Source organism: Agrobacterium sp. 22-210-1 (assembly GCF_053522525.1).
This window is the reverse complement of the sequence record NZ_JBNWCI010000003.1, coordinates 204604-227677: the sequence shown is the minus strand read 5'-3', so window position 1 is coordinate 227677 and position 23074 is coordinate 204604. Positions and strand designations below refer to the sequence as shown.

Genomic DNA, 23074 nt, shown 5'->3' with positions numbered 1-23074 from the left:
GCGCCCTACCGCTTCGCCGCGGCCAGTTGAGCCTGGCCATCCGTGCGTTCGTCCGTGGATGCTCCAAGGACGATGGTCTCGCCTGCCTGAAGACCGCTAAGGATCTGGATGTCCGCGCCGTTGTCGATGCCGACCTGGACCTGCCGGATCTGGACCTCGCCCATTGTGTCGCGTACGCGGACACGCGCCGTATCGCCGGCCCGGGGCGCGCCTTCCACCGCGCTGAGCGGAACCAGCACGGCGCCGCTGACGCGGCTGAGAACGATGGACACCTGCGCCGTCATGGAGGGCCGCAGGACCCCGTCCGCGTTCGCGACGTCGATCAGCCCGGTGTAATAGACCGCGCCGTTGGTTGAGCCAATACGGCTCGCGGCGGCGTTGCTCTCGTTGGCGATGGAGGCGGGAGCTGGTTCCACCTGTCGCAACTCCCCATCGAAACGGCGCTTCGGATCGCCAAGAATGCTGAACCAGACCGGTAGGCCCCGCCGTACACGCACGACGTCAGCCTCGGAGATATCCGCGCGCACCGTCATTGTGTCCAATCGCGCGATCATGACGATGGTCGGCGCGGTCTGCAGGGCATTCACGGTTTGTCCTTCGTCAGTGACGATCGCTACCACCGTGCCGGCGATCGGGGCAGTGATGCGGGTATAGTCCAGTTCTATACCCGCAGACTCCAGCGCGACCTGCGCTTGGGCGACCTGAGCGTCCAGCGACTGAACCTCAGCCCGCGCGCTGTCTCGCGTGGCAACCGCGGCGTCATACTGGGCGCGCGGCGTCGAACCACCTGCCAGCAGGTCACGCTCGCGCTCGAAGTCCTTCTCGGCTTTCACCAGACCGGCGCTGCGCGCAGCGTGAACGGCGCGGATGTTGGCCAAAGCGGCCTCGCGGTCCCGCAAGGTGTTGCGCCGGGTCTGGGAATCGATCTGGGCCACCAATTGGCCAGCCTCGACGACGTCACCGATCTTGACCGCCAGACGCTCAACGCGACCCGAGGCCTGGGCGCCGACGCGCACCAGCTCAAGCGGTTCGAGAACCCCGGTCGCCAGCACGACCTCTTCAATGTCACCCGTTCGCGCCTGCGTGGTCACCAGTTCAGGCTTCGCCGGCGGACGCAGAAACAAGAGCCAGACGACCAGCAGACCGACAAGGGTTGCCGCCGCCAGGATGAGACGCTTGCGGGTAATGTGTCGTGTCATTTAGTCGTGGTCCATGCTATTGAAATTTGCGGGCTTTCTCTGTCACGAGAGTTACCTGAAAATTACGGGGAGCGGTCGTTGCGCCTGGTCCGTTTGGCACGCGCTGTAAAATCAACCGATCGACAAAGGGTGCTTGCAATGTGGATGGCGTGCCAGAGATTGCCCGCCAGACATCAAGCGATCGCGCCCGTGCTCAGCCAACGTCGACGGACGAATATGCCTTGCCCGTTGGCGCAGACGACGGCCCCTACCGCTGCTGGAAAACGCGCTTCTCGCGCCAGCGCACGGCAAATGTGCTGCCGTTGCCTGGAGCGGACGAAAGCTCAACATAGCCGCCGTGACGGGTCACGATCTCGTTGACCATGCTGAGCCCCAGGCCCGCACCTGAGCCGTGAGGGCTGATCCGGTAGAACGGTTCGAATATGCGCGATTGCTTATCGCCGGCAATTCCGCAGCCCTGATCGGCTACGGTCACGCTGCCGTCAGCCTCAATACTGACCGATATCTGTCCTCCTCCACCTCCGTACTGCACTGCATTACGCACCAGATTGACGAATGCACGTTCCAGAGCTTCGGCATCCCCGGGAACGAACAGGTTTTCCGCATCGCTGTCGAACGAAATCTCGTAGCCTTCGGCGATCGCCAGGGGAGCAAGGTCGGCGACCACCTTCGACACAACGCTGTTGAGATCGACAGGTGCATTCTGCTGAGGCTTCTGCCGGTACTTCTCGGTGTCGAGAAGCTGGTTTGCGATCGCTGTAAGTCGCTTGATGGCCGTCTGCAGGTGTGTCTTGTCCGCACTTGCTGAAAGCGTATCGATTCTTACCTGCAGGACAGCAATCGGCGTTCGAAGTTCATGGGCCGCGTTGACGAAGAAGCGCTCCGTCGCCTCGAAGCCGCTATCGAGACGACGCAGCGCCCTGTTGATGTCGCGCACCAGGCGAAGCACCTCATTGGGCAAGCCACGCTCTTCCACCAGGGCGCCACGTGTATCGAGATCGATCCTGTCGAGACGCCTGGTCAGATCGCTGAAGGATCGCAAAGCCCAGCGCGTGACAAACGGGACGCCAATGAGGGAAATGGCGACAAGGATCAGCGCCGGCACGCCGATGGCAAGGTTCCCCAACAGCACGGTCACACCATATTGCGACATCGAAACACCGCCGGCAAAAATCGTTGCCTCACCGGCCTCTGTGTCGAAGCGCTCCATGCGGGCGACACTCAACGGATCATTCAGATCACCATGCAGCTCGACACTTCTGAACGTCCGCAGGAATGGCATGTTGTCGGAAATTTTCTCGGGAGGCGCGCCGTGTGCGAGGACAATATCTTTGCCCAGATCTGCCACGAACCACAGGTCAGGCGCGTCCTTCATAATCTCTTTAAGTTTGGCAGTCGGCACCAGATGGGCCCGGCCATTCGGCTCGAGACGGACCGAGTCTGCGATTTCCTGAGACAGCCAGATGGACGTGATCGCCACATCGGGCTTGAGGCCGGAAAGGAGATAAAAAACCAGGCTGAGAGAGGCGATGACCGCGCAGAGCTGCAGGACAATAAAACCAAAAGTGAAGCGCCAGCGAAGGGATGTGCTGGTCATCCTATTTCTGCTCATGAAGGTAGTAGCCTATGCCACGAATATTCTTGATAACAATGTCGGCCTCGGCTTCGCCAAGCTTTCGGCGCAGGCGAGACATATTGGACTCCAGCGAGTTCGACTGGATCTCATCGTCAAAGGAATAGACCTGCCCCTCAAGGGACGAGCGCAACACGGTACGACCACGGTTTCTCAGAAGAGTTTCGATGATGAGCAGTTCCCTGCGGGTGAGCGCAAGCCGGACGCCGTTGACATGCACATCGCATGAAACACGATCATAGGTGACGTTTCCTGCCGACAGGACGAACGGGCTGGTTGTGGGCACCCGCCTCAGCACCGCGCTCATTCTGGCAATTAGCTCGGGAATTTCGAACGGCTTCGGTAAATAGTCATCGGCGCCGTCATTGAGGCCGGAAATTCGCTCGTCGGTCGACCTCAGGGCGGAGATGATGATCGATCGCGTATTTGATCCGGCGCGACGCAAATCGGCGAGAAAGGTACTGCCATCACCATCCGGCAGTTGCCGGTCGATAAGGACAATATCATAATCCGCCATAGCGATTGCTTCCCGCGCCGTTGCCAGATCTCCAACAGCGTCAAGCACGATGCCATGCTGCGAGAGGGCCGTCCTCAACGCGTCCGTCATTTCCGGATCGTCTTCGATAAGCAGAAGTTTCATAGTCGCCTAATCAGTCAAGTCTCGGACTAATCATTCCCGATAGTCTTTATAGCAAAACTACGGCTCTGGTTCAGATAAACTCGACAGTCGTGACGTCGTCCTGATCGTCAGGTTGTGGGACATCATGAAACTGCCATGGACGTGGAGACCGGAGAAACCGAAGTTCGTCCGGTACCCATCTCGCCATTGACGTGCACCACCCAGGCCGCAATCCTTATCGGCAGCGACCGTAATGATCCCGATATCTGCACCCGTAGTCGCGGCGGTCCCGTTGTTCCCAGCGGTCGCGGCGGTTCCTGTCGTTACGTTCGCTGATGTTGCCTACCACGGCCCCTCCCACGCCACCTGCGGCGGCTCCCACTGCAGCGCCTTCCCAAGTGCCGCTTGCCAACCCACCGATGATAGCGCCGCCCGCCGCACCAATGCCGGCGCCCTTTTCCGTCTGGCTGCACGCTGTCAGCGTCAAGCAAACAAGTACGCCTGAAATGATCTTTTTCATGTCCGTCCTTTCGATCCATCGCCGCTACGGTCGCCCGTCGACCGTTGAGGCGCACCAAGGCGGAGACGTATGGCCGCCAAAAATTACGCGGAAGTTACGGAGAGCCGTCGGCATTGACACCGGTCGAAAGCGCAAAATGCGCGTAGGATGCGCGTGTCAGCGATCAGCAATTCTCAAAGACTGCCGCCGCCTAATCGATAGGCTCCGACGTCACGCTGTTCTTCATTGCGTTTTGGGATGGTGAGTCGAAATGACTACGCGCAGACCCTTGCCGACGTTCTCATACGGGGATTGACGACGTTTCAACACCGCTTACGGCAGCTTGCTAGCCTACCCCTTCCGGATTTGGTCCGGGCAGCAATCAACAAAATCGGGATTGGACCGCGTTGGATACCGCGCTGCTACGCTATCGCGAGCTACTAACCGAGTGCCTACCAAACGGGTTTGAGAGCTCAACCGCTTCTATTGCTTTACGGCCCCAAGAGATGAACGATATCGCTCATATTTCATCGACAAAGCGCATTGCAGCATCGAATTGGTGCCTTGCAAAATACAATATACCTACTTTTCAGGCCTATTTTGTCATATCAGTGTCATCCAAGGCCGATAGATAACGCTCACACATGAACGAGAAGCATCACAAATGAACGAGATCCAGCCAATACCGACACAAGCAGAAGGCAGGCAGGCCAAGATCGTCAAGCTTCTGCGTGAGCAGAATTTCGTTGACCTCAAAACACTGACTGAGCGTTTTGACATATCTGTGGCGACCGCGCGTCGCGATCTGGTCGAGCTTGAGGAGTCGGGATTTCTTCGCAGAACTCATGGCGGCGCAGTCGGGCTCAACCAGGTAGCGCAAGATGCGACGAACTCCGCGCGTCTGGTGTGGAAGCAAGCTGAAAAGGCTGCAATTGCTGCCACCGTTGTCGGAATGATTTCGGATGGAGACACGATCCTCCTCGATGCGGGCACCACCGCGCTGGAAGTCGCGAAAATGCTCGCGGGTCGAAAGAACCTCACGATCATCTCCAACGGCCTCGACATCGTTGCCGAGCTGACGCGCCAGGGTGATCACAAGATTTATTCTGTTGGCGGTGAATACACCGACACGAACCATTCCTTCCGCGGGCCGCTGGCAGAGCAGTTCATCCGGCAGTTCAACGTCGACAAGCTCATCTTGAATGCGGCGTCAATCGACGTCGATCGCGGTCTGGTCTGTACCGTTGAGCCCGTCAACGCAAGCATCGCGAAGGTCATGATCGAGGTCTCACGCCGGACGATTGTCGTCGCCGATCATTCGAAGCTCACAAAGAGCAGCCTGTCCGTTGTCGGCAAGATCGAAGATATCGGCATCGTTGTCACCGACAACGGCTCGAAAACCATCATCGACGCGGCGCCAGAGAAGCTGCGCAAAAAGTTCGTCATCGCGACGTGAACCTTCCTTTCCACGTACATCTTGCCAAGCAGGGGACCTTAGATGCTTTCGACCAGCCGCAGAAAATTCATCATCGGTGCAAGCGTTGCGGCGCTGGCATCGACCACCAGCATGAAGTTTGCATTTGCCCAGGAGCGCCGTGAGCTTCGGATCGGCGTCAACGGGCTGCCAGCCACGCTGGAGCCGGTCAATGCGATCAGCAATGTCGGACCGCGCATCGTCAACCAGATATACGACACGCTCATCGCCCGCGATTTTTTCGGGAACGGCGCGCCGGGAACGGGTCTCGGTCTGATGCCATCGCTGGCTGAAAGCTGGGAACGCATCGACGACAGGTCCGTGCGCTTCAAGCTGCGCCAGAAGGTCATGTTCCACAACGGCGTCGAAATGACCGCTGATGACGTCGCCTACACGTTCTCGTCCGAGCGCCTGTGGGGTCCTGAAGCAATCAAGACCATTCCGCTTGGTGGCTCCTATTCGCTCGACTTCGACGAGCCCGTTATCGAGGACAAATACACTGTCGTTCTGCGCACGAAAACGCCGAGCTATCTGACGGAGACATACGTTACCTCCTGGATGGGGCGCATCGTCCCGAAGGACTATTATAAGAGCCTTGGCACTGTCGGGTTCGGCAGCAAGCCGATCGGAACAGGCCCGTATAAATTCGTCGAGATGATCGCTGGCGACCGCGTGGTTCTCGAACCGAACGACGACTACTGGGGTATCAAACCCACTGCCTCAAAGATCACCTACCAGCTTGTCGCCGAACCAGCCGCCCGTGTCGCCGGTCTGATCAGCGGTGAATATGATATCGTCACCACCCTCACGCCCGACGACATGGAACTCATCAACGGCTATTCCGACCTGGAAACACGCGGAAAGGTCGTTGAGAATTTCCACATGTTCACCTTCAACATGAACCAGAAGGTGTTCCAGTCGAAGACGCTCCGCCGCGCCCTCGCGCTAGCGGTCAACCGCCCGATCATGGTCGAATCGCTCTGGAAGAGCAAAGCTTCGATCCCTCATGGCTTCAACTTCCCGAACTACGGTGAATCTTTCGATCCAAACCGCAAAGCGATGGAATACAACGTCGAGGAAGCCAGGCGCCTGGTCAAGGAAAGTGGCTACGACGGCACCCCCATCACTTACCACACGATGGGCAATTACTACGCCAATGCCGTTCCCGCTCTCATGATGATGATCGAGATGTGGAAGCAGATCGGCGTCACGGTGGTTCCGAAGGTATTCGCCCCCGGCGCCGCACCGAAAGACCAGGACAGCTACATCCGCAACTGGTCGAACGGCCAGTGGATGACGGACGCCTGGGCGACGATGGTTTGCGAATTTGGTCCGAAAGGCCAGGTGCAGAAGCGTTGGGGCTGGAAGGCTCCGGCCGAGTTCAACGAACTCTGCACCAAGGTTTCCCAGATGCCGAATGGCAAGGAACGCTTCGACGCTTGGAGCCGCATGCGCGACATCTTCGAGGAAGAAGCACCGGCCGTCATTCTTTACCAGCCGTTCGACGTCTACGCGGCGCGCAAGAATGTCCAGTGGAAGCCCATCAGCTTTGAGATGATGGAATTTCGCAACAACCTCAGCTTCAGCTGATCATAACACGCTGCCTCGGCGATGCGCATCCGTGCGCATCGCCCCAAGGAGATTGAAGAATGCCAAAGCTCTTGACCGTTCGCGACCTGGTCGTCGAAGTCCCGGCACGCAATACTAAAATCATTGATGGGATCAGCTTCAGTGTGAATGCCGGTGAGACCCTCGGTCTTGTTGGGGAGTCCGGTTGCGGCAAGAGCATGACCTGTTACGCCGTTGCGGGCATGCTGCCGCGCGGAATCGCCCGCACCGGTGGCTCCATCGAGTTCGAACGTGATACGACGAAATCCGGCAGGGCCGCCGATCCGACGATAGCAATGATATTCCAGGACCCAACCAGCAGCCTGAATCCGGTTCATACGATAGGCCGTTACCTTGAATCGGCGCTCTATCGCCATCAGGGGCTGAAAGGCAACGATGCCCGGCTGGAAGCCATGCGGCTTCTCGAACGCGTCGGTATCGATCGCGCCGCAAGCCGTCTGCGCGCCTACCCCCATCAATTCTCCGGCGGCATGAACCAGCGCGTCATGATCGCACATGCACTCGCGGCAAAGCCTCAATTGCTGATCGCCGATGAACCAACGACTGCGCTCGATGTCACCATGCAGGCGCAGATCCTCCACCTCCTCGAAGAGTTGAAGGCCGAGACTGGCATGGCCCTGATGATCGTTTCCCATGATCTTGGGGTGATTGCGCGTCTCGCTGACAAGGCAGCAGTCATGTATTGCGGCAAGATCATCGAGACGGCTCCAATTGCGGAGCTGCTTGCGCGGCCCGCTCATCCCTATGCCCGCGCTTTGATCGACTGTATGCCGAGCATCGATCCCGCCGATCTTGAGCCACCGATCCCAATCCCGGGTTCTGTTCCTCTTCTCGAGAGCCTGCCTGATGGCTGTTACTTCCATCCGCGCTGTCCGCGCGTGGCTGAGGAATGTGTGGCTCGCTTCCCTGCTCCCTCCAGCATCGGCCTGTCCCACGAAGCTTCCTGCTATCATCCGGTGGTCGCATGATGACGCCCCTGCTTCAAACAAGCGATCTGACGAAGGCTTACAGGCACAAGACTGGTTTCTTCGCCAGGCCGACGCAGCAGCTCGCCGCGAACCACATCAGTTTCGAACTGTCGGCTCGGGAACGCATTGGTGTTGTCGGCGAATCCGGCAGCGGCAAGTCGACACTTGGCCGACTGCTCCTCGGTCTGACACCCCCAACCAGCGGCGATGTATGGTTTGACGGCGTAAACCACAAAGACCGGACGAAGGCGGACTGGAGGAATTTCCGTGTTCGCACCTCCCTCGTACAGCAGAACCCGCTCGCGGCGCTTAACCCGCAAATGATGATCGGCCAGCAGGTCGCCGAAGGCCTGATCGTTCATCATGTCTGTGGTCGGGAAGAGGCCTATCGGCGGGCAGCCGCGATGCTGGAACGTGTCGGCCTCTCCGGAGCGATGATGAACCGCTACCCGCACCAGATGTCAGGCGGTCAGCGCCAGCGCGTCGTCATCGCACGCGCGCTGATCCTTGATCCAAAGCTGGTCGTTTTTGACGAGGCTGTTTCGGCGCTCGATGTCTCGGTGCAGGCCCAGGTGGTGGCACTTCTGAGCGAGCTCTGGCAGGAGATGGATCTCGCTTACGTCTTCATCACCCATGATTTGAGGATCGTTCGCCATCTCGTTGACCGTATCGCCGTCATGTATCTCGGCCGCATTGTCGAGACAGGCGACATCAAGACGGTCTACCAAAATCCGCGGCATCCCTACACGCGGGCACTCCTGGCTTCCGTGCCGACCATGGATCCCAGGGTTCGAAATATCGAACCGCCGATCAAAGGCGAACTCGATGCCAGCAATGCGTCAAAGGGTTGCGCGTTTCGGGCACGCTGTCCATTCGCGATCGACCGATGTGTCAGTGAGACGCCGGCATTGCGACTGGTCGGGAACCAGCAAGCTGCCTGCCATCGTGCAGAGGAGATTGACCGTCAATCCGTCCCGGCGGCTGATGTCGCCGTGAAGAAGGAGTTGGCCATATGACCAGCTTCATTTTCGCCCGCGTCATACGTGCCATCGTCGTTCTCGTGTTCACGGTTACCATCGTTTTCGTCATTCTGCGCTTGAGCGGTGATCCCGCGCAGTCGATGTTGTCGGATAATGCCGGGCCGGAGGCGCTTGCCGCCTTCAACGAGAAGTGGGGTCTCGACCGCTCTATCCCTGAACAATATCTCTACTATGTCGCCAATGCATTCCATGGCGACTTCGGGACATCGTTCGCAGATGGCCGAGCGGTGTTCGACGTTATCAGCGAGCGAATTCCTAAAACCCTGCTTTTGACGGTTTCGGCCTTTTTCCTGAGTCTCCTGATCGGAATTCCCGTCGGAATTATTGCGGCTGTGCGTCGTGAATCTGCTATCGACAAAGGCGTGATGGCCGGCGCTGTTCTCGGCTACAGCATTCCAAACTTCCTGCTCGGTCTGGTCTTCGTCTTCGTGTTTGCAGTGTGGCTTCGGGTACTGCCGAGTTCCGGCAGTTCAACCTGGAACCATGCCATCCTGCCCATAGCAACCTTCGCGCTGTTCAACGCTGCGGCCGTGGCGCGGTTCATGCGCTCCACGCTGATCGACGTGCTCGGTCAGCCATATATCGCGGCAGCTCGTGCGGATGGCATTCAGAATTGGGACGTCATCTTGCGTCACGCCCTTCCGAATGCAGCAATCCCGATGGTGACGACACTCGGCTTCGTCGCAGGCGGTCTGCTTGGCGGATCGGCACTCATAGAGCCGGTATTCTCGTGGCCAGGTCTCGGAAGTGGGTTTGTCAATGCGACGAGCACCGGCGATCTACCCGTCGTACAGGCCATGATCATCCTCTTCACCGCGTTCATGGTGGCCATCAACCTCACCGTCGATGTTCTCTATGCGGTTCTCAATCCGAAAATCAGGAAGCACTGACATGGCATCGATCACCTCCTCCAATCCCGCGCCGATCTCCGTGCTGGCCCCATTCCGCAAAATGCCGGCAAGCATAACTCTATGCTGCCTCTGGATTGCGATCGTCGTCATCGTCGGCGTAACGGCACGCTGGATTTCGCCCTTTGACTACCTGAGCCAGGATCCGATCGCGCGGTTTGCCAGGCCATTCCTGTCGGCCGAGCACTTTCTTGGAACCGACTATCTTGGTCGCGACGTGGTCAGCAATCTGCTCGTCGCGACACAGATGACGTTAATGATCGCGCTGGTTGGCTCCGTCATTTGCGCCATCATGGGGACCACGCTCGGCCTGCTGGCGGCCCATTTCGGCGGCTGGGTGGACAACACCATCATGGGCTTCGCCGACGCCATGGCGTCGGTTCCTTTCATCGTCATTGCTCTCGGCGTTCTGGCGCTGCTTGGCTCCAGCCCAATTCTCTTCGTGTTCCTTGTCGGTTTCGCCAGCTGGGAACGTTATGCGCGACTGACGCGCGGCCTGGTCCTGAGCGCCAAGGAGGAAGGCTATGCCGAAGCCGCTCGTATCGTCGGCGTGCCGCCGATGCGCATCTATCTCCGCCACATGCTCCCCAACATCGCTGGCCCCCTGATCGTTCAGTTCACCGTGAACTTTCCAGAAATCATCCTTCTGGAAAGTGGCCTGAGTTTCCTCGGTCTTGGCATTCAAGCACCGGAAACGAGCCTTGGGCTGATGGTCGCTGACGGCCGCAACTATCTCGCGATCGCATGGTGGATCGCCGCATTCCCCGGCGCCGTGATTGTCCTGACGACGCTCTCCATCAGCCTGCTTGGCGACTATCTGCGCGATCGCTTCGACGCGCGCCTCCGTTAACTCAGAAGGAAAAGACTATGAATCCGCTTCGAATGACGATTGAGAACATGCGCATCGGTGGCCACCGCGGCCACAGCGCCGGCGCCCCGGAAAATACGCTGGTCGCGTTTCGCAAGGCTTTCGAGTACGGCGGCCCGCTTACGACCTGCGAGACCGACCTCTCCATCACCAGCGATGGCGAGCTCGTTCTGATGCACGACAAGACGGTTGATCGCACGACGAATGGCCACGGCATCGTCCAGAAAATGACCTATGCTGAGCTGGCGAAGCTTGATGCCGGCAGCTGGTTCAGTGACGAGTTTTCAGGTGAGCAGGTGCCACGGCTGCGTGATGCGCTGATACTCGCACGAGAGCTTGGCATCATCTATCAGCTGGAACTCAAGATCTACGACCAGAACGACGTGTTTTTCCCGAAGCTGCGCGCATTGATCGATGAGCTTGGTGCCGCCGACCTGTTGCAGTTCTCTTCCTTCGACTATGTGCAGCTGAGGGACGTCAAGAAAGCCATCCCGGAGGTTCCGACAGTCGGCCTGATGCACTCCCGCCTCATCGATCCTGCGTCGCTTGCTCGCCAGGCCAATCTGGATGCCATGAATATCGAAGTCTATCATTTTGCCAGCGGCGAGGCGCGCCAGCTGCATGAGGGGGGCTTTGCGGCCTTCTGCTATCTGCCAGCCGGCCACCATGAAAAATTGATGACGTATGGCGTGGACGTCGAATCTCAACTTGTCCAGTGGGTCCGTGAAGGTCAGCTCGATCAGCTTCTCGGTGACGATGTCGCACAGATCGCACGGTTGCGGGATCAGGCGCGTGGATAAGGTAAACACAACAATCTCTTCGGATCAGGCGCGCATTGTCGAGGGCATTGCGCGGGAAGCCGGGAACCTGGCTCTATACCACTTCAAAAAACTGGCCACCCTGCCGGTCGAGAAGAAGGGGCACCTTGATCTGGTCACCGAAGCCGACAAGCAGGTCGAAGCCCTGATTATCGAGAGGCTTCGTCAAGCTTTTCCAGACGATGGGGTCTTTGGAGAAGAAGGCGGCGAGATCACCGGCACTTCGGGTCGCATCTGGGTCATCGATCCGATTGACGGCACGTTCAACTATGTCCGCGGCGCCCAGAACTGGGCTGTCTCAATCGGGCTTTTCGAGAACCGGCGTCCCGCCTTCGGCGTTATTTTCGCTCCTGCACGCGACCTTCTGTTGATCGGTGGTCACGCCATCGTACCGCAGCTCAATGGAAAGCCTCTCGGCCCCCTGCCAGCGCTCGACATGTCTCGCGCATCGACAGGTTTCAGCATTCATCCATCGGTCTCGACGGCTGACAGGCTGGAGGTCATCCGGTTCATCTCGGATGACCTGCGCATAAGCTTCCGCTTCACGGGGTCCGCAACGCTCTCGTTGATCGAAGTGATGATGGGTGAGACAGATGGGTACGTTTCTGTCGGCGACTCCACATGGGACGTCATGGCGGCACTGCCAATCCTCGCGGGACTGGGCGTCACTCACACGATCGATTGGGACAATACGGAGTTACCGCAGAAACTTCGTTTCGTGTGCGGCTCCAAGGAATTTCTCAATCGAGTAAAGCCGGTGCTGAACAACCTTTCGGCGGCTGCCTGACCCTCAATCGCCTTTTACCAACGGGCGCCGCGCAAGCCGGTGCGACGCTCCTCACAATCAGACAAAACCTTCAAGCATCTCGTCAGTCAAGCCGCTGAATAATCGAGATATTCAGCACTCTTGATCCACCAATCCTATAGCCGACGTGCATGACAGGAGTGTGAAAGGCTATCGACTTGGCACACAAAACTACCGAAGTTTCAGCACCAGTAGACGGCAAGCTGCCGAAGGGTGATGTCAGGACGCAATATGCTGCAATTTGCTTTCGACGCGTGCCTGAGCAAGACGGAGCGATCGAAGTCCTGCTGATAACGAGCAGAGACAGCGGCCGTTGGGTCGTCCCAAAGGGATGGCCTATGGGGAAGAAGAAGCCCCACCAAGTTGCCTGCACCGAGGCCTGGGAGGAAGCCGGAGTGAGAGGCCGTGTCCAGAAAAAGGCATGGGGTCATTACACCTATCTTAAGAGGCTGGATGACGGAAATCTTGTCCCTGCGATGGTTCAGGTCCACTTGCTCGATGTGCAAGGGCTCGAGAGCGATTATCCCGAAAAGGACGAGCGCAGATTGAGCTGGTTCACGCCAGCGGCCGCAGCCTCTTCCGTCAGGGAACCGCAGCTTCGTTGCTTGATCTCAAAACTTGAAACCCTGGCGTTGCCGGCCACGTATCAGCGCTCCGAGCCATAAAATGAGGATCAATTGATGGACATGGATTTGCTCCGCCGAACCGCAGATCTCCGTTCGGTTGCCGACGCAAGGCTCTTAACAATGGAAGATGGCCCGGGCAGAGGACAACGTCTTATCATTGCCAGAAATGCCGCCGGTATCGGCTTCGAGATCGCGGTCGATCGTGGTTTCGACGTGTCATCGCTGTCGTTCAAGGGGGTGAATGTCGGATGGCACTCTTCCAACCAGATGCCATTCTCGCCACATGACCCGGATTCAGAAGAAGGGTTAGGCTTTTTTCGCAATTTCGATGGCTTCATGGTGACATGCGGTCTGGACCAGTACAGCAGGCCTCATGACTCCGATGTCACCCATTACGGATATCCAAATCTCAAATCCAGGCGGTTGCCGCAGCACGGCCGGATCTCGTCCGAGAAGTCGCGGCTGAAGAGATTTGGCGTCGAGGTTGGGACACGCACCATCATCTGCGAGGGCACGGTGCGGCAATCAAGTGTTTTCGGAGAGGTTCTAGAACTGCACCGCAAAATAACCGTGCCGATTTTCGAGTCCACATTGCTCATTGAAGACACGGTAACAAACCGAAGCTTCCGACCATCCGAACACGCTATCCTCTATCACCTCAATGTCGGATATCCATTCTTGGACGAGACCTTGATCGTAAAAGGCTTGCCTGAACCTGCGCTTTGCGAAATCAATTCGACTCCGCCGATCCCTCACGACAGCTTTGGGGAGAAAGTGGATCATATCGACTGCCGCGTCACTCCGCACGACACGCCAATTGTTCTCGAAAACAAGCGATGTGGTTTCTCCCTCTCCCTGACCTATGATCAGGTGGCGCTCCCAAAGTTTGCGACCTGGCGCGCATATCAGTCCGGCGTATTCGCACTTGGGATCGAGCCTCGATCCGATCTCCGACCACCCGAAGGCGGTCAGCTGGATGCTGGGGAAAGCCGCACCTACAAGCTGCAAATAGATTTACTCCCCTCATGAAACGGGGTGCAGGCTTTGGAATATTTGCGACAGCCCGCTCGATTCCAGACTCCAGAACCTTCCACAAGATAATGGGCCCTGCTGTCAGCAATCTGCCGATATTCCTCTGTAAAGCCAGCTCCCGGTCCTGTCGAAATATAGATCGACAGACTGCCTTGTATCAAATTCGGCGCTACCCATCATAGCGGGGATGGCCGAGGTCTTCGGGCCGTGCCGCAGCATCAAGTATTTGCTTTGCGAAACGGGGCGGAAGACATCGGTCATCTCATCTGTTCAACACCAATATAACAACCGCTCAACGGGCCTTGAGAAAGCGATAACCCGTCCTGAAATCATTGGTATATATTCGGTCCACCGCCACAAAGGGCACACTGCGGCGATAGTCTTCAAACAGCGCTTTTGTTCCCGCCCCCAACTGCCCGGGCTTGCGTAGATCAACGGCTTGCGCCGCATGGAGCAACTGTATCGAGGACATCCAGTAGAGGTTATCCAGAATTCGGCCGAGATTGGCGACCGAAAGCGGTGCGTGGCTGTCCAGATCCTCGATATTTCCTGCCATCGCAATCGAGCCGACAGGAGCCTGCGCGCCGATCTGCTGGTTTTCAGCCAGAAGCGCGACGAGCGGTTTCTGGATCGCGCCAAACGCATGTCCCTGATTGGTTTCAGCAGCAAGGAACCGCGAAAGATGCGTCATGTCCGGGTTCTCGAAGCGGATCGTCTGCATCGTAATGGCCTGTGACAGACGCACCAGCGCCGTGTTCAGTGCTTCAACCCTTGAGGCCACCGGCAACATCTCAAAACCCGCACTCGGATAGATCGCTCCCGATATTTCGCCCTCGATAAAATACTGGGAGACCTGCCCGGAAGCCTTGTCGTCCGAGGCTCCCGCAACCACGCCCGGATTGTCATCACTGTGATTCATCTGGATTTCCAGCGCCCTGGTCAGATCCTGCGTCGCAATTTCGGCTCCGCCAAGCACATAGGCCATGGTGCGATAAGACAGCGGGTCCTGCAGTGCCCGATCCTTCGTGGGCGACCAGAGATAGCTGCCGTCAAGGGCAGAGCGAACCATCAGTGCCCCGGATGTGTTTTCGGCGAAGGGGCGCAGCTCGTTCGTCGCTGCGAGGAAAGGGGCGACATTGCCATTAAAACCTTCAAGTGCCAAACCAAAGACAACGGCTTCCTTTTCGAGATAACCCGCCGTATCTTGCGCCAGCAAGGCAGCCTGCCCGGCGGTAAGCGCATTCGTACTAAGGATCGAAAGGAAATCCTTGCCAACCGGCTCGAGCGGAGCGATGCCGGCGTCAGTCAGGGCGCGTGCTGCGGGAATGCGGTTGCCTTTCATGAAGACCTCCCCCTCGCCGACCATCGCCAGACCGATATGGGAGGCAAGGGTGATATCCGCCTCGCCGACAGAACCGCGTGAAGGAACCACTGGGGTAATCCCCTGCTCCAGAAACTGTCGATACATTTCCGCAACGGCGCTCTGAACGCCGGTTCGGCCGGTTGCAATCTGGTTTAGACGGATCGCCATGCCCGCCCTCACGGCCTCGACCGCCATCGGCTCACCTACGCCTGCGCCATGAGCGCGCAGAGATGTCGAATTGAAAGCGCGTGACAGTTTCAGCAGATCGTCGTCCAGCACACGCTTGCCGTCCTTCATCGCGAAAACTGGGCGATCCTTGTTCCAGCCAACGCCGACCGTCAGGCCGTAGACCGCCTTGCCTTGCAGGGCGGCCTCCATCACCAGATCAAAGCCTTCGGCGATCCGTTTGCCCGCGCTCTCGGTGAGAGTAATTTTGGCGCTGTCATCCCGCGCCAGGCCGACGACCTGTTCCACGGTCAGGTTTTGACCGTCGATGGACCAATGTTCCGCCCGTGCGTTTGAAGCAGCAAGCCCGGCGATCGCAAAAGCTGTGACAATGGAGAGGCGATGAATAGTCCCGTTTTTAACAGACATGATGTTCCCTTGAGTTGGTTATTATTATGCCGTCATGTTTGCAGCACTGTCCGGCGTCGAAACGGCTTCGCTTCGACTGGAAACTTCCAGACATGACGGGTGGAGCAATTGGGGGAGCTGGGCCTTGAGCGGCCCATCTCCTTTAGTTCGTGGAATACGGCTTCGGCAGGATCAGAACCGCTATCAGCGATATGAACGCCGCGGCCATGACATAAAATCCGGGCGCGTGATAACCGATGCCCGTGCTGCCAAGCCAGGTCAGCGTCGCCGGGGCAAATCCTCCGAAGATCGTTACGGCGGCATTGTAGGCCAATGACATGCCGGTGGTGCGGATATTCGTCGGGAAAACCTCAGACAGGGTTGCCGGCGCGACCCCGACATATCCCGAGACCATGATGCAGAAGAGGCTTTGCACGACGATGAGCGTCGTCAGCGTCGGTGAAGATTGCAGCCACCAGATCAGGGGATAGACAGCGACCAGCATTGCGCCGGCGGCAATGGCAAGCATCACGCGCCGACCGATCCTGTCCGAAATGCTGCCGGCGCTGACGCAGCCGACCGCGAGGAAGACGTTCCCAATCAGCGATGCCGTAAACGCCTCCGAAGGGCTGAAACCGAAAGCACGCTGAACGAAGATCGGCATGTAGATGATCAGCACATAAACGCAAACCGCCCACAGGATCGAGAAAGCGAAGCCTTTGATCAGGTGGCCGAAATAGTCCGAGAAGACGAGCTTCAGGGGTGTTTTGGCGGACTTGTTCTCCAGACTTGCCTGTTCGGCCTGAAAAGCCGGCGTTTCGTCCAGCGTCTTGCGCAGCCACAGGCCCACCGGCGCGATCAATACGCCAATGAAGAATGGGATCCGCCAGCCCCAGTCTCCGATCTCCTGCTCCGTCAGAAGCGAGGTAACCGCAAAGGCGACGAGTGCACCCATGATGTTGGAAATCGCCATGCTTGCCTGGAGCCAGGAAGCATATTTGCCTTTTTTGTCGGCGGGCGCATGTTCAACAAGAAAGGCGGCTGCTCCGCCGATTTCTCCGCCCGCGGAGAAGCCCTGAAGGACTCGTCCCGCAAGGATCATGAGCGGCGCTCCCACACCAATCGCGGCATAGGTGGGCGCCACCGCGATCAGCAGGGTGCCCGCCGCCATGATCATGATGGTCAGGAACAGTGCGGCCTTTCGGCCGGCCTTGTCGCCATAGACCCCGATCACGATGGCTCCCAGGGGGCGGATCACGAAGCCTAGCCCAAAGGCGAGAAAGGCTTTCACGAGTTCGACCGTATGATCACCGCCGGGAAAGAAATTATGGGCGATGTAGATTGCAAACAGCGCATAGACGGTGAAGTCATACCACTCCAGGGCGTTGCCTATCGATGCTGCGGCAACAGCGCGCTCCGGTGATGACCGTCTGGCCGGTGTCACTGACAAATTTTGATATGTTTTTTCCATTATTGTCCCCTCTTGGCCTGCCGGTGCCGGCAGGCGGTGTTGATTAGTGATCGTAATTTTCCGCCCTTCGTGGCGATTGATGACGTCTCCTCGCTTTGACCTGTCAGATCTGCACGTGATTTATGCCCTTGCTGGCAATTTCATCCTGCGCCTCGGCATAGCCCGCATCCGCGTAACGGATGACGCCGAGCCCGGTATCATTGTCGAGTGATTGCGAAAGCCGGTCGTCGGCCGCGTTGGTTCCATCAGCAACGATCGTGACCCCTGCCGAGGTCATGAAGCCCGCATAACCCCCGCCGCCGGAATGAAGTGCGACAAGGTCGGCGCGCGAAGCGCAGAGCAGCATCGCGTCGAGAAGCGGCCAGTCGGCGATGGCGTCCGAACCGTCGAGCATGTTCTCCGTCATGATGTTCGGATGCGCCATGCCCGCTGAATCGAGATGATCGCGAGAGAAGGCGACCGGCCCCTTCAATTCGCCCGAAGCGACCAGAGCGTTGACCCGACGTGCGAGTGCGCTCCGTTCGCCATGGCCGAGCCAGGCGATGCGTGCCGGCAACCCCTCGAACGGAACGTGCTTGCGCGCCAGCGAAATCCAGTTGGTGACGATCTTGTTGTCCGGAAACATCTCCAGCACCAGCTCGTCTATCCGCGCAATGTCCGAGGCGTCGCCCGACAGGGCCATCCAGCGGAAGGGACCAATCGCCCGGCAAAACAGCGGGCGCAGATAAGCCTCGGTGAAGACCGGAATGTCGAAGGCATCAGCAACGCCACCGGCCTGCGCCTGCGTGCGGATCAAGTTGCCATTGTCGAAAACCTCCGAGCCGGCCCGCTGGAATTCGAGCATGGCTGTTACCTGTTTGGCAATCGACGCCCTGCCGGCCTCGATCAGCTCATCCGGGTTCTGCTTGCGCAGGCGGCGTACCCGGTCCAGATCGTAACCGATTGGAATATAACCATAAACGAGATCGTGGGCGGAGGTCTGGTCAGTCACGATATCCGGAATGATCCCCCGCGCAGCTATTTCGGGATAGATTTCCGCTGCATTGCCGACAAGTCCGACGGACAGCGCCTCACCCTTCGCGCGGGCCTCTTCAATCCGTGCCAGTGCGCTATCGAGGTCATCGGCGATCTCGTCGAGATAGCCGATATCCTTGCGGGTGCGGGCCCGTTCCGGATTGATCTCCACGCACAGGATGGCCGCGCCCGCCATGCGGCCGGCAAGCGGCTGCGCGCCTCCCATACCACCAAGGCCCGCGGTCAGTACGAAACGCCCATTGAGCGTGCCGCCGAAGCGGCGTTCGGCAATGCGCATGAAGATTTCATAGGTGCCCTGAATGACGCCCTGCGAGCCGATATATTGCCATGCCCCCGCAGTCAGGCCGCCCCAGCATATGAGGCCCTTGCGTTCGAGAGCATAAAAATTCTCGGCCTTGGCCCATTGGCCGACCATGTTGCAATTGGCCATGATGACCATCGGAGCCTCGGTCGAAGTCTTCATCAACCCGACCGGCTTTCCCGACTGGATGACAAGCGTCTGATCCTCATCCATGGTCGTCAATGCGCGCACGATGGCATCATATGCGGCCTTGTTGCGCGCCGCCTTCCCAAGTGCTGCGTAGACGACGAGATTTTCAGGGTCTTCACCGACAGCCAGCACGTTTTCCATGAGGCGCAACAGGGCTTCCTGCCGCCAGCCCTTCGCGCGAAGGTCCGGGCCTGAAGGGATCGGGAAGCCCGGATTACGGGGATTTTCTCTCGGCATCTTCAGGCCTCCAATGCGTAGTCGGTCAGGTTGATGCCCATGACCTTTTCGGGGTGGACATAGATCGCCGGGTCCATCAGGCCCGCGCCGATCGGAATGAGGGTCTTCGGGACATGCAGCAGATGGATCTTCATGCCGACCTTCAGCTCACCGACAGACAACGGTTCGATCTCCTGCGACAATGTGGTGATGACGTCCGGAAAGGTTGCGAGGCGGCGACCATCGACCGCATCGACCGCCATGTATTCGTTCATCACATGCAGGGTCAGCGCCGCATCACCCCTGCCGATGGTGACCGTACCGACGTCGAAAGCCTCATTCGTATAAACGACATCCTTGGCCGTGATCTCTCCTTCAATCATGATCCTGCCGCCCGTGGTCGCAAGGATCGCGTCGAGGACTGCCGCATGCCCTCGAGGCTCGGCGGCGAGGATTGCGTGACCAAGCTCCAGCGCCTTGGAAATTCCGCCGAGCGCGGCATTTTTCGCGACGTAGCCGGCGCGAACCGGGTTGCGGGCCGAGGCGATGAAACCGCCCGACATGTCGGAGGCCGTGCGCAGGATGGGAGAGATCCGGCCGGTTGCGCCGCGCGTTACAAGCTCGATATAGCGGTTCTGATCGCGATTTCCGCCGACGGCCGTCTGGATCGACTGGTCCGGTTTTCCGGCCATGCCGATTGCCCCCATGTCGCCGGTCGGATGGGCCCGCATGTCACCCACCGCGTCCAGCACCTTGCAGCCAAGGATAGCCGAAGGCAGCCATGCGTTGAGGGTCGAGGACTTGCCGTTCTGCCCGATCATCAGGGCCGCGACCTTTGCACCAAGCGCGTCCTGCAAAAGCTGCACGGCCTTGACATAATCCACGCCCCGCATTTCCCAAGGCGTCGTGGAGGCCGGCGCGCCGATGGCGGCAGCCGTCGCCACCCAGTCGTCTTCGTTCAATTCGTCGATGGAGACGAGTTCAGGCGCACCGGCGTTCACTGCGGCATAGCCCAGCATCCGTCCATGGTGGACCCAGCCGCCACCGCCAGCCGCATAGACCGCGCCTCCCCGCACCGCGGGTTCCACATCCTTCTCCGTCAGAATTCTGGCCACTTTCAGCCCTCCCTTTTTCTGTCCAATTCCATAATCGTGTTCGCCAGAACCTCAGCCGCCAGAGCGAGATCAGCCGCATCGGCCCATTCTTCCGGGCAATGGGAACGGCCGTCGCGGCAAGGGATGAAGAGCATCGCCGAAGGACACAGCCGTGTCATGAACGCCGCATCATGTCCCGCACCCGACACCATCTTGCGATAGGGCGTGTCCAGCCCGTCGGCGGCCTTTGCCAGCATCTCCTGCAATCCATCATCCATCTGCACGCCGGGATTGGCGGAAATCAGCCGTGCCTCGATTGTGTTTCCACCGTCCGCGTCAAGTCCGGTCAGCCAGGATACGAATGCTTCCTTGTCCTCAGCCCGCTCGGCGCGGATATCAACCAGCATGCGGACGCGGCCCGGGACCACATTGGCGGCGTTGGGGTAGATTTCGAACTCGCCCACAGTTGCGGTGAAATGCCCGGGACCACCGGAAAGCTCCGTCGCGTACCGCTCGATCTCACTCACGATCCGCGCCGCAGCGACGAGGGCATCCGCACGCAACCCCATCGGGGTCGTGCCGGCATGGTCGGGACGACCCGTCACCTCGATCTCGACGCGATTGATGCCGACAATGGTTGTCACCACCCCAAGCGCAATCTTTTCCCGTTCGAGAACCGGCCCCTGTTCGATGTGCAGTTCCAGAAAGACCTTCAGGTCATCAGCCAAGGGAGCTTCAAGACTTTCCGGCTTGCCGCCCACGTCACGTATGGCCGTCGCCAGATCGCGCCCGTCACTGATACGCCTCAGCCAGTCCTGCGGCAGAACGCCCGCCATTGCTCGCGAACCGATACAGGAAACCCCGAAAATGGAGACTTCTTCAGCAAGAAAATCGACGACGGCAAGGTTATGCCGCAAGGCAACACCGCGCCGGGAGAGAATGCGTGCGACCTCCAATGCAACGACGACACCGGCAACACCATCAAAACGTCCGCCGTCCGGCACGGTGTCGGAATGTGAGCCCAGCATGATCGTTCCGGCCTGCGGCTCGGTGCCTTCCCGGCGGCCGATCAGGTTCCCGCCCGCATCCGTCGAGACATTCAATCCTTCACTCAGGAAACGCCGCCGAAGATAGTCGCGCCCTTCATCGAAACGGGGCGAGAAGGCGCGGCGGGTCCAGGGGCGTTCCGGATCGGTAATCTGCGCCAGTGCATCGAGATCCGCTTCTATGTCCTTTATTGACGCGTCGAGATTGCGGCGCATCACAACAGCACCTCGCGCAGACCAAGCGTTTCAGGCGGCCGCACAAAAATACCGGTTCCCGGCGCAGCCAGCACATTTTCCCCGTCGAAAACCATCTCGCCTCGCCGCCAGGTGGCTGCGACCGTCCAGGGCAGTTCCATGCCGTGATAAGGCGACCACCCCGCAATGGAGTGGGGACTGCTGGCTGCGTCATACACCACGGGCCGATCGACGAGCACCATGACGTCAGCATCACGCCCAACCTGCAACCCGCCTTTCTGGTGATCCAGACGAAAATGCCGGGCCGGATTTTCGGCCATCAACCGGGCCGCCCACACCAGCGGTACACCGCGCGCGATCGCGCCCTTGACGAAAAGCGGCACCATGACCTCCAGCCCTGGGACACCGGAGGCATTTTTCAGCATATCGGGATTGGTCTTGCGGTCCTCGCTCCAGCTGACATGGTCGGTAGACACCATCGACACCCGCCCTTCGGCCAGATGACGCCAGATCGCCTCCACTTCTTTTCGGGCGCGTATGGGCGGGTTGATCTTGGCCTTGCCGCCAAGCCGCGCGACGTCGTTTTCCTCATCCAGAACAAGGTAGTGAATGCAGCATTCGACGGAGGAATACCGGCCGTTCCTGCGGTACATCTCGGCGATTTCGTAGCCGCGGCTGACGGAGCAATGGACGACATGTGCCGGGCAATCTGTCTCGGCACCGGTTTCGTAAATCTGCAGCATCGCCAGCGTCTCAGCCAGTTCGGGACGCGACAGGCCGTGCGCACGCCAGTCGGTTATACCGGATGCCTCGACCTCGGAAATCGCGGCGCGGACATAGGCGTCATCCTCATTGTGCACGCCTGCGGCAAGCCCGGTCTTTGCAATCTCGGCAAAACAGGCGCGAAGCAGCGCCGGTGGGATACGCGGAAAGCGTTGGGGATCCGTGCCGAAGGTCGAGAACTTGTAGGCGCAAACTCCCGCCGCCGCCTGTTCGGCAATGCGGGCAGACCCCTCTTGCGGATCGACGGTGCCATAAAGTGCAACATCGATGCGCGCCTCCGCGTCGATCATCGCGACCTTGCGCCTGACAGCCTCGGCGGAACACACAAGATTGCCTTCATCATAGGGCATGTCCACGATTGTCGTGACGCCGCCCGCCGCCGCCGCACGGGTCGAGGCCGCAAAACCCTCGGCCCCCTTCTGCGACAGCGAATGCACCTGTGCGTCTATGGCGCCAGGCAATAGGATGCCGGTGCCGAAATCATGATTTTCTCTTCCAGCCGGCGCGGGGCCTTCTCCGATGAGTGCCGTTTTCCCCTCGCGAATGGCCACGAAACCTCGAGAAATCTCGCGGTCGGTCAGAATGACCCGCCCCGCCAAAACCGTATCGAAATCCGCCATGTCGTCCTCCTGTCATATTTCGACTATGAGGCACAATAAAATTAGTGGTATATCCCAAAATCCGGACAGC

The 23074-nt window shown here is 59.0% G+C and carries 20 protein-coding genes; 10 read left to right on the top strand and 10 right to left on the bottom strand.

All coding sequences use genetic code 11. The features are described from left to right. Nucleotides 1-5: 5 nt before the first annotated feature. The 4 genes from ACQZ5F_RS19365 to ACQZ5F_RS19350 form a co-directional block, all read right to left on the bottom strand. Entirely contained in the window at nt 6-1199 is a 1194-nt protein-coding gene (locus ACQZ5F_RS19365; protein ID WP_448730737.1) for an efflux RND transporter periplasmic adaptor subunit, read from the bottom strand. Between the two features lie 247 nt (nt 1200-1446). Beyond that, nucleotides 1447-2796 carry a sensor histidine kinase gene (locus ACQZ5F_RS19360; protein ID WP_448730736.1) on the bottom strand — a complete coding sequence of 450 codons (1350 nt, stop codon included), beginning with the start codon at nt 2794-2796 and terminating at the stop codon, nt 1447-1449. 1 nt (nt 2797) lies between these two features. Further along, the gene (locus ACQZ5F_RS19355; protein WP_052819115.1) at nt 2798-3472 is read right to left on the bottom strand and encodes a response regulator transcription factor; all 675 of its coding nucleotides are present in this window, start codon (nt 3470-3472) and stop codon (nt 2798-2800) included. Between the two features lie 214 nt (nt 3473-3686). Then, a complete protein-coding gene (locus ACQZ5F_RS19350; RefSeq protein ID WP_052819114.1) occupies nt 3687-3971 on the bottom strand; it encodes a YMGG-like glycine zipper-containing protein in 285 nt (94 codons plus the stop codon). Nucleotides 3972-4614: 643 nt separating this feature from the next. On the opposite strand from ACQZ5F_RS19350, the gene ACQZ5F_RS19345 reads away from it, so the two are divergent. The 10 genes from ACQZ5F_RS19345 to ACQZ5F_RS19300 all read left to right on the top strand — a co-directional run bounded on the left by ACQZ5F_RS19345 (nt 4615) and on the right by ACQZ5F_RS19300 (nt 14115). After that, on the top strand, nt 4615-5406 hold the full coding sequence (locus ACQZ5F_RS19345; protein ID WP_448730735.1) for a DeoR/GlpR family DNA-binding transcription regulator: 792 nt from the start codon (nt 4615-4617) through the stop codon (nt 5404-5406). Between the two features lie 42 nt (nt 5407-5448). Next, complete coding sequence (locus ACQZ5F_RS19340; protein ID WP_448730734.1) at nt 5449-7014, top strand: ABC transporter substrate-binding protein; 1566 nt, start codon at nt 5449-5451, stop codon at nt 7012-7014. 59 nt (nt 7015-7073) lie between these two features. Then, nucleotides 7074-8021, top strand: coding sequence for an ABC transporter ATP-binding protein (locus tag ACQZ5F_RS19335; protein WP_448730733.1), 948 nt, complete (start codon nt 7074-7076; stop codon nt 8019-8021). Then, nucleotides 8018-9037 carry an oligopeptide/dipeptide ABC transporter ATP-binding protein gene (locus ACQZ5F_RS19330; protein WP_448730732.1) on the top strand — a complete coding sequence of 340 codons (1020 nt, stop codon included), beginning with the start codon at nt 8018-8020 and terminating at the stop codon, nt 9035-9037. The genes ACQZ5F_RS19335 and ACQZ5F_RS19330 overlap by 4 nt, the downstream gene beginning before the upstream one ends. After that, nucleotides 9034-9951 carry an ABC transporter permease gene (locus ACQZ5F_RS19325; RefSeq protein ID WP_448730731.1) on the top strand — a complete coding sequence of 306 codons (918 nt, stop codon included), beginning with the start codon at nt 9034-9036 and terminating at the stop codon, nt 9949-9951. Before ACQZ5F_RS19330 ends, ACQZ5F_RS19325 begins: the two co-directional genes overlap by 4 nt. Before the next feature lies 1 nt (nt 9952). Continuing rightward, the gene (locus ACQZ5F_RS19320) at nt 9953-10819 is read left to right on the top strand and encodes an ABC transporter permease (RefSeq protein ID WP_137087542.1); all 867 of its coding nucleotides are present in this window, start codon (nt 9953-9955) and stop codon (nt 10817-10819) included. Between the two features lie 17 nt (nt 10820-10836). Next, a complete protein-coding gene (locus ACQZ5F_RS19315; protein WP_448730730.1) occupies nt 10837-11637 on the top strand; it encodes a glycerophosphodiester phosphodiesterase in 801 nt (266 codons plus the stop codon). After that, on the top strand, nt 11630-12442 hold the full coding sequence (locus tag ACQZ5F_RS19310; RefSeq protein ID WP_448730729.1) for an inositol monophosphatase family protein: 813 nt from the start codon (nt 11630-11632) through the stop codon (nt 12440-12442). The genes ACQZ5F_RS19315 and ACQZ5F_RS19310 overlap by 8 nt, the downstream gene beginning before the upstream one ends. Nucleotides 12443-12618: 176 nt before the next feature. Continuing rightward, nucleotides 12619-13125, top strand: a complete 507-nt coding sequence (locus tag ACQZ5F_RS19305) for an NUDIX hydrolase (RefSeq protein WP_312357461.1) — start codon at nt 12619-12621, stop codon at nt 13123-13125. A gap of 15 nt (nt 13126-13140) precedes the next feature. After that, nucleotides 13141-14115, top strand: coding sequence for a DUF4432 family protein (locus ACQZ5F_RS19300; protein ID WP_312357462.1), 975 nt, complete (start codon nt 13141-13143; stop codon nt 14113-14115). Nucleotides 14116-14410: 295 nt separating this feature from the next. Here the strand turns inward: ACQZ5F_RS19300 and ACQZ5F_RS19295 are convergent, their stop codons facing one another. From ACQZ5F_RS19295 to ACQZ5F_RS19270, 6 genes are all read right to left on the bottom strand, one after another. Beyond that, a complete protein-coding gene (locus tag ACQZ5F_RS19295; protein WP_448730728.1) occupies nt 14411-16075 on the bottom strand; it encodes an HAL/PAL/TAL family ammonia-lyase in 1665 nt (554 codons plus the stop codon). 142 nt (nt 16076-16217) lie between these two features. Beyond that, the gene (locus ACQZ5F_RS19290; RefSeq protein ID WP_448730727.1) at nt 16218-17525 is read right to left on the bottom strand and encodes an MFS transporter; all 1308 of its coding nucleotides are present in this window, start codon (nt 17523-17525) and stop codon (nt 16218-16220) included. Between the two features lie 103 nt (nt 17526-17628). Then, on the bottom strand, nt 17629-19287 hold the full coding sequence (locus ACQZ5F_RS19285; protein WP_448730726.1) for a urocanate hydratase: 1659 nt from the start codon (nt 19285-19287) through the stop codon (nt 17629-17631). 2 nt (nt 19288-19289) lie between these two features. Further along, nucleotides 19290-20381 (bottom strand): DUF917 domain-containing protein, encoded by a 1092-nt coding sequence (locus ACQZ5F_RS19280; RefSeq protein WP_312357468.1) that lies wholly within the window; start codon nt 20379-20381, stop codon nt 19290-19292. Between the two features lie 2 nt (nt 20382-20383). After that, a complete protein-coding gene (locus tag ACQZ5F_RS19275) occupies nt 20384-21622 on the bottom strand; it encodes a Zn-dependent hydrolase (protein ID WP_448730725.1) in 1239 nt (412 codons plus the stop codon). Further along, nucleotides 21622-23004, bottom strand: coding sequence for a dihydroorotase (locus ACQZ5F_RS19270; RefSeq protein WP_046802206.1), 1383 nt, complete (start codon nt 23002-23004; stop codon nt 21622-21624). Before ACQZ5F_RS19270 ends, ACQZ5F_RS19275 begins: the two co-directional genes overlap by 1 nt. Between the last annotated feature and the right edge of the window lie 70 nt (nt 23005-23074).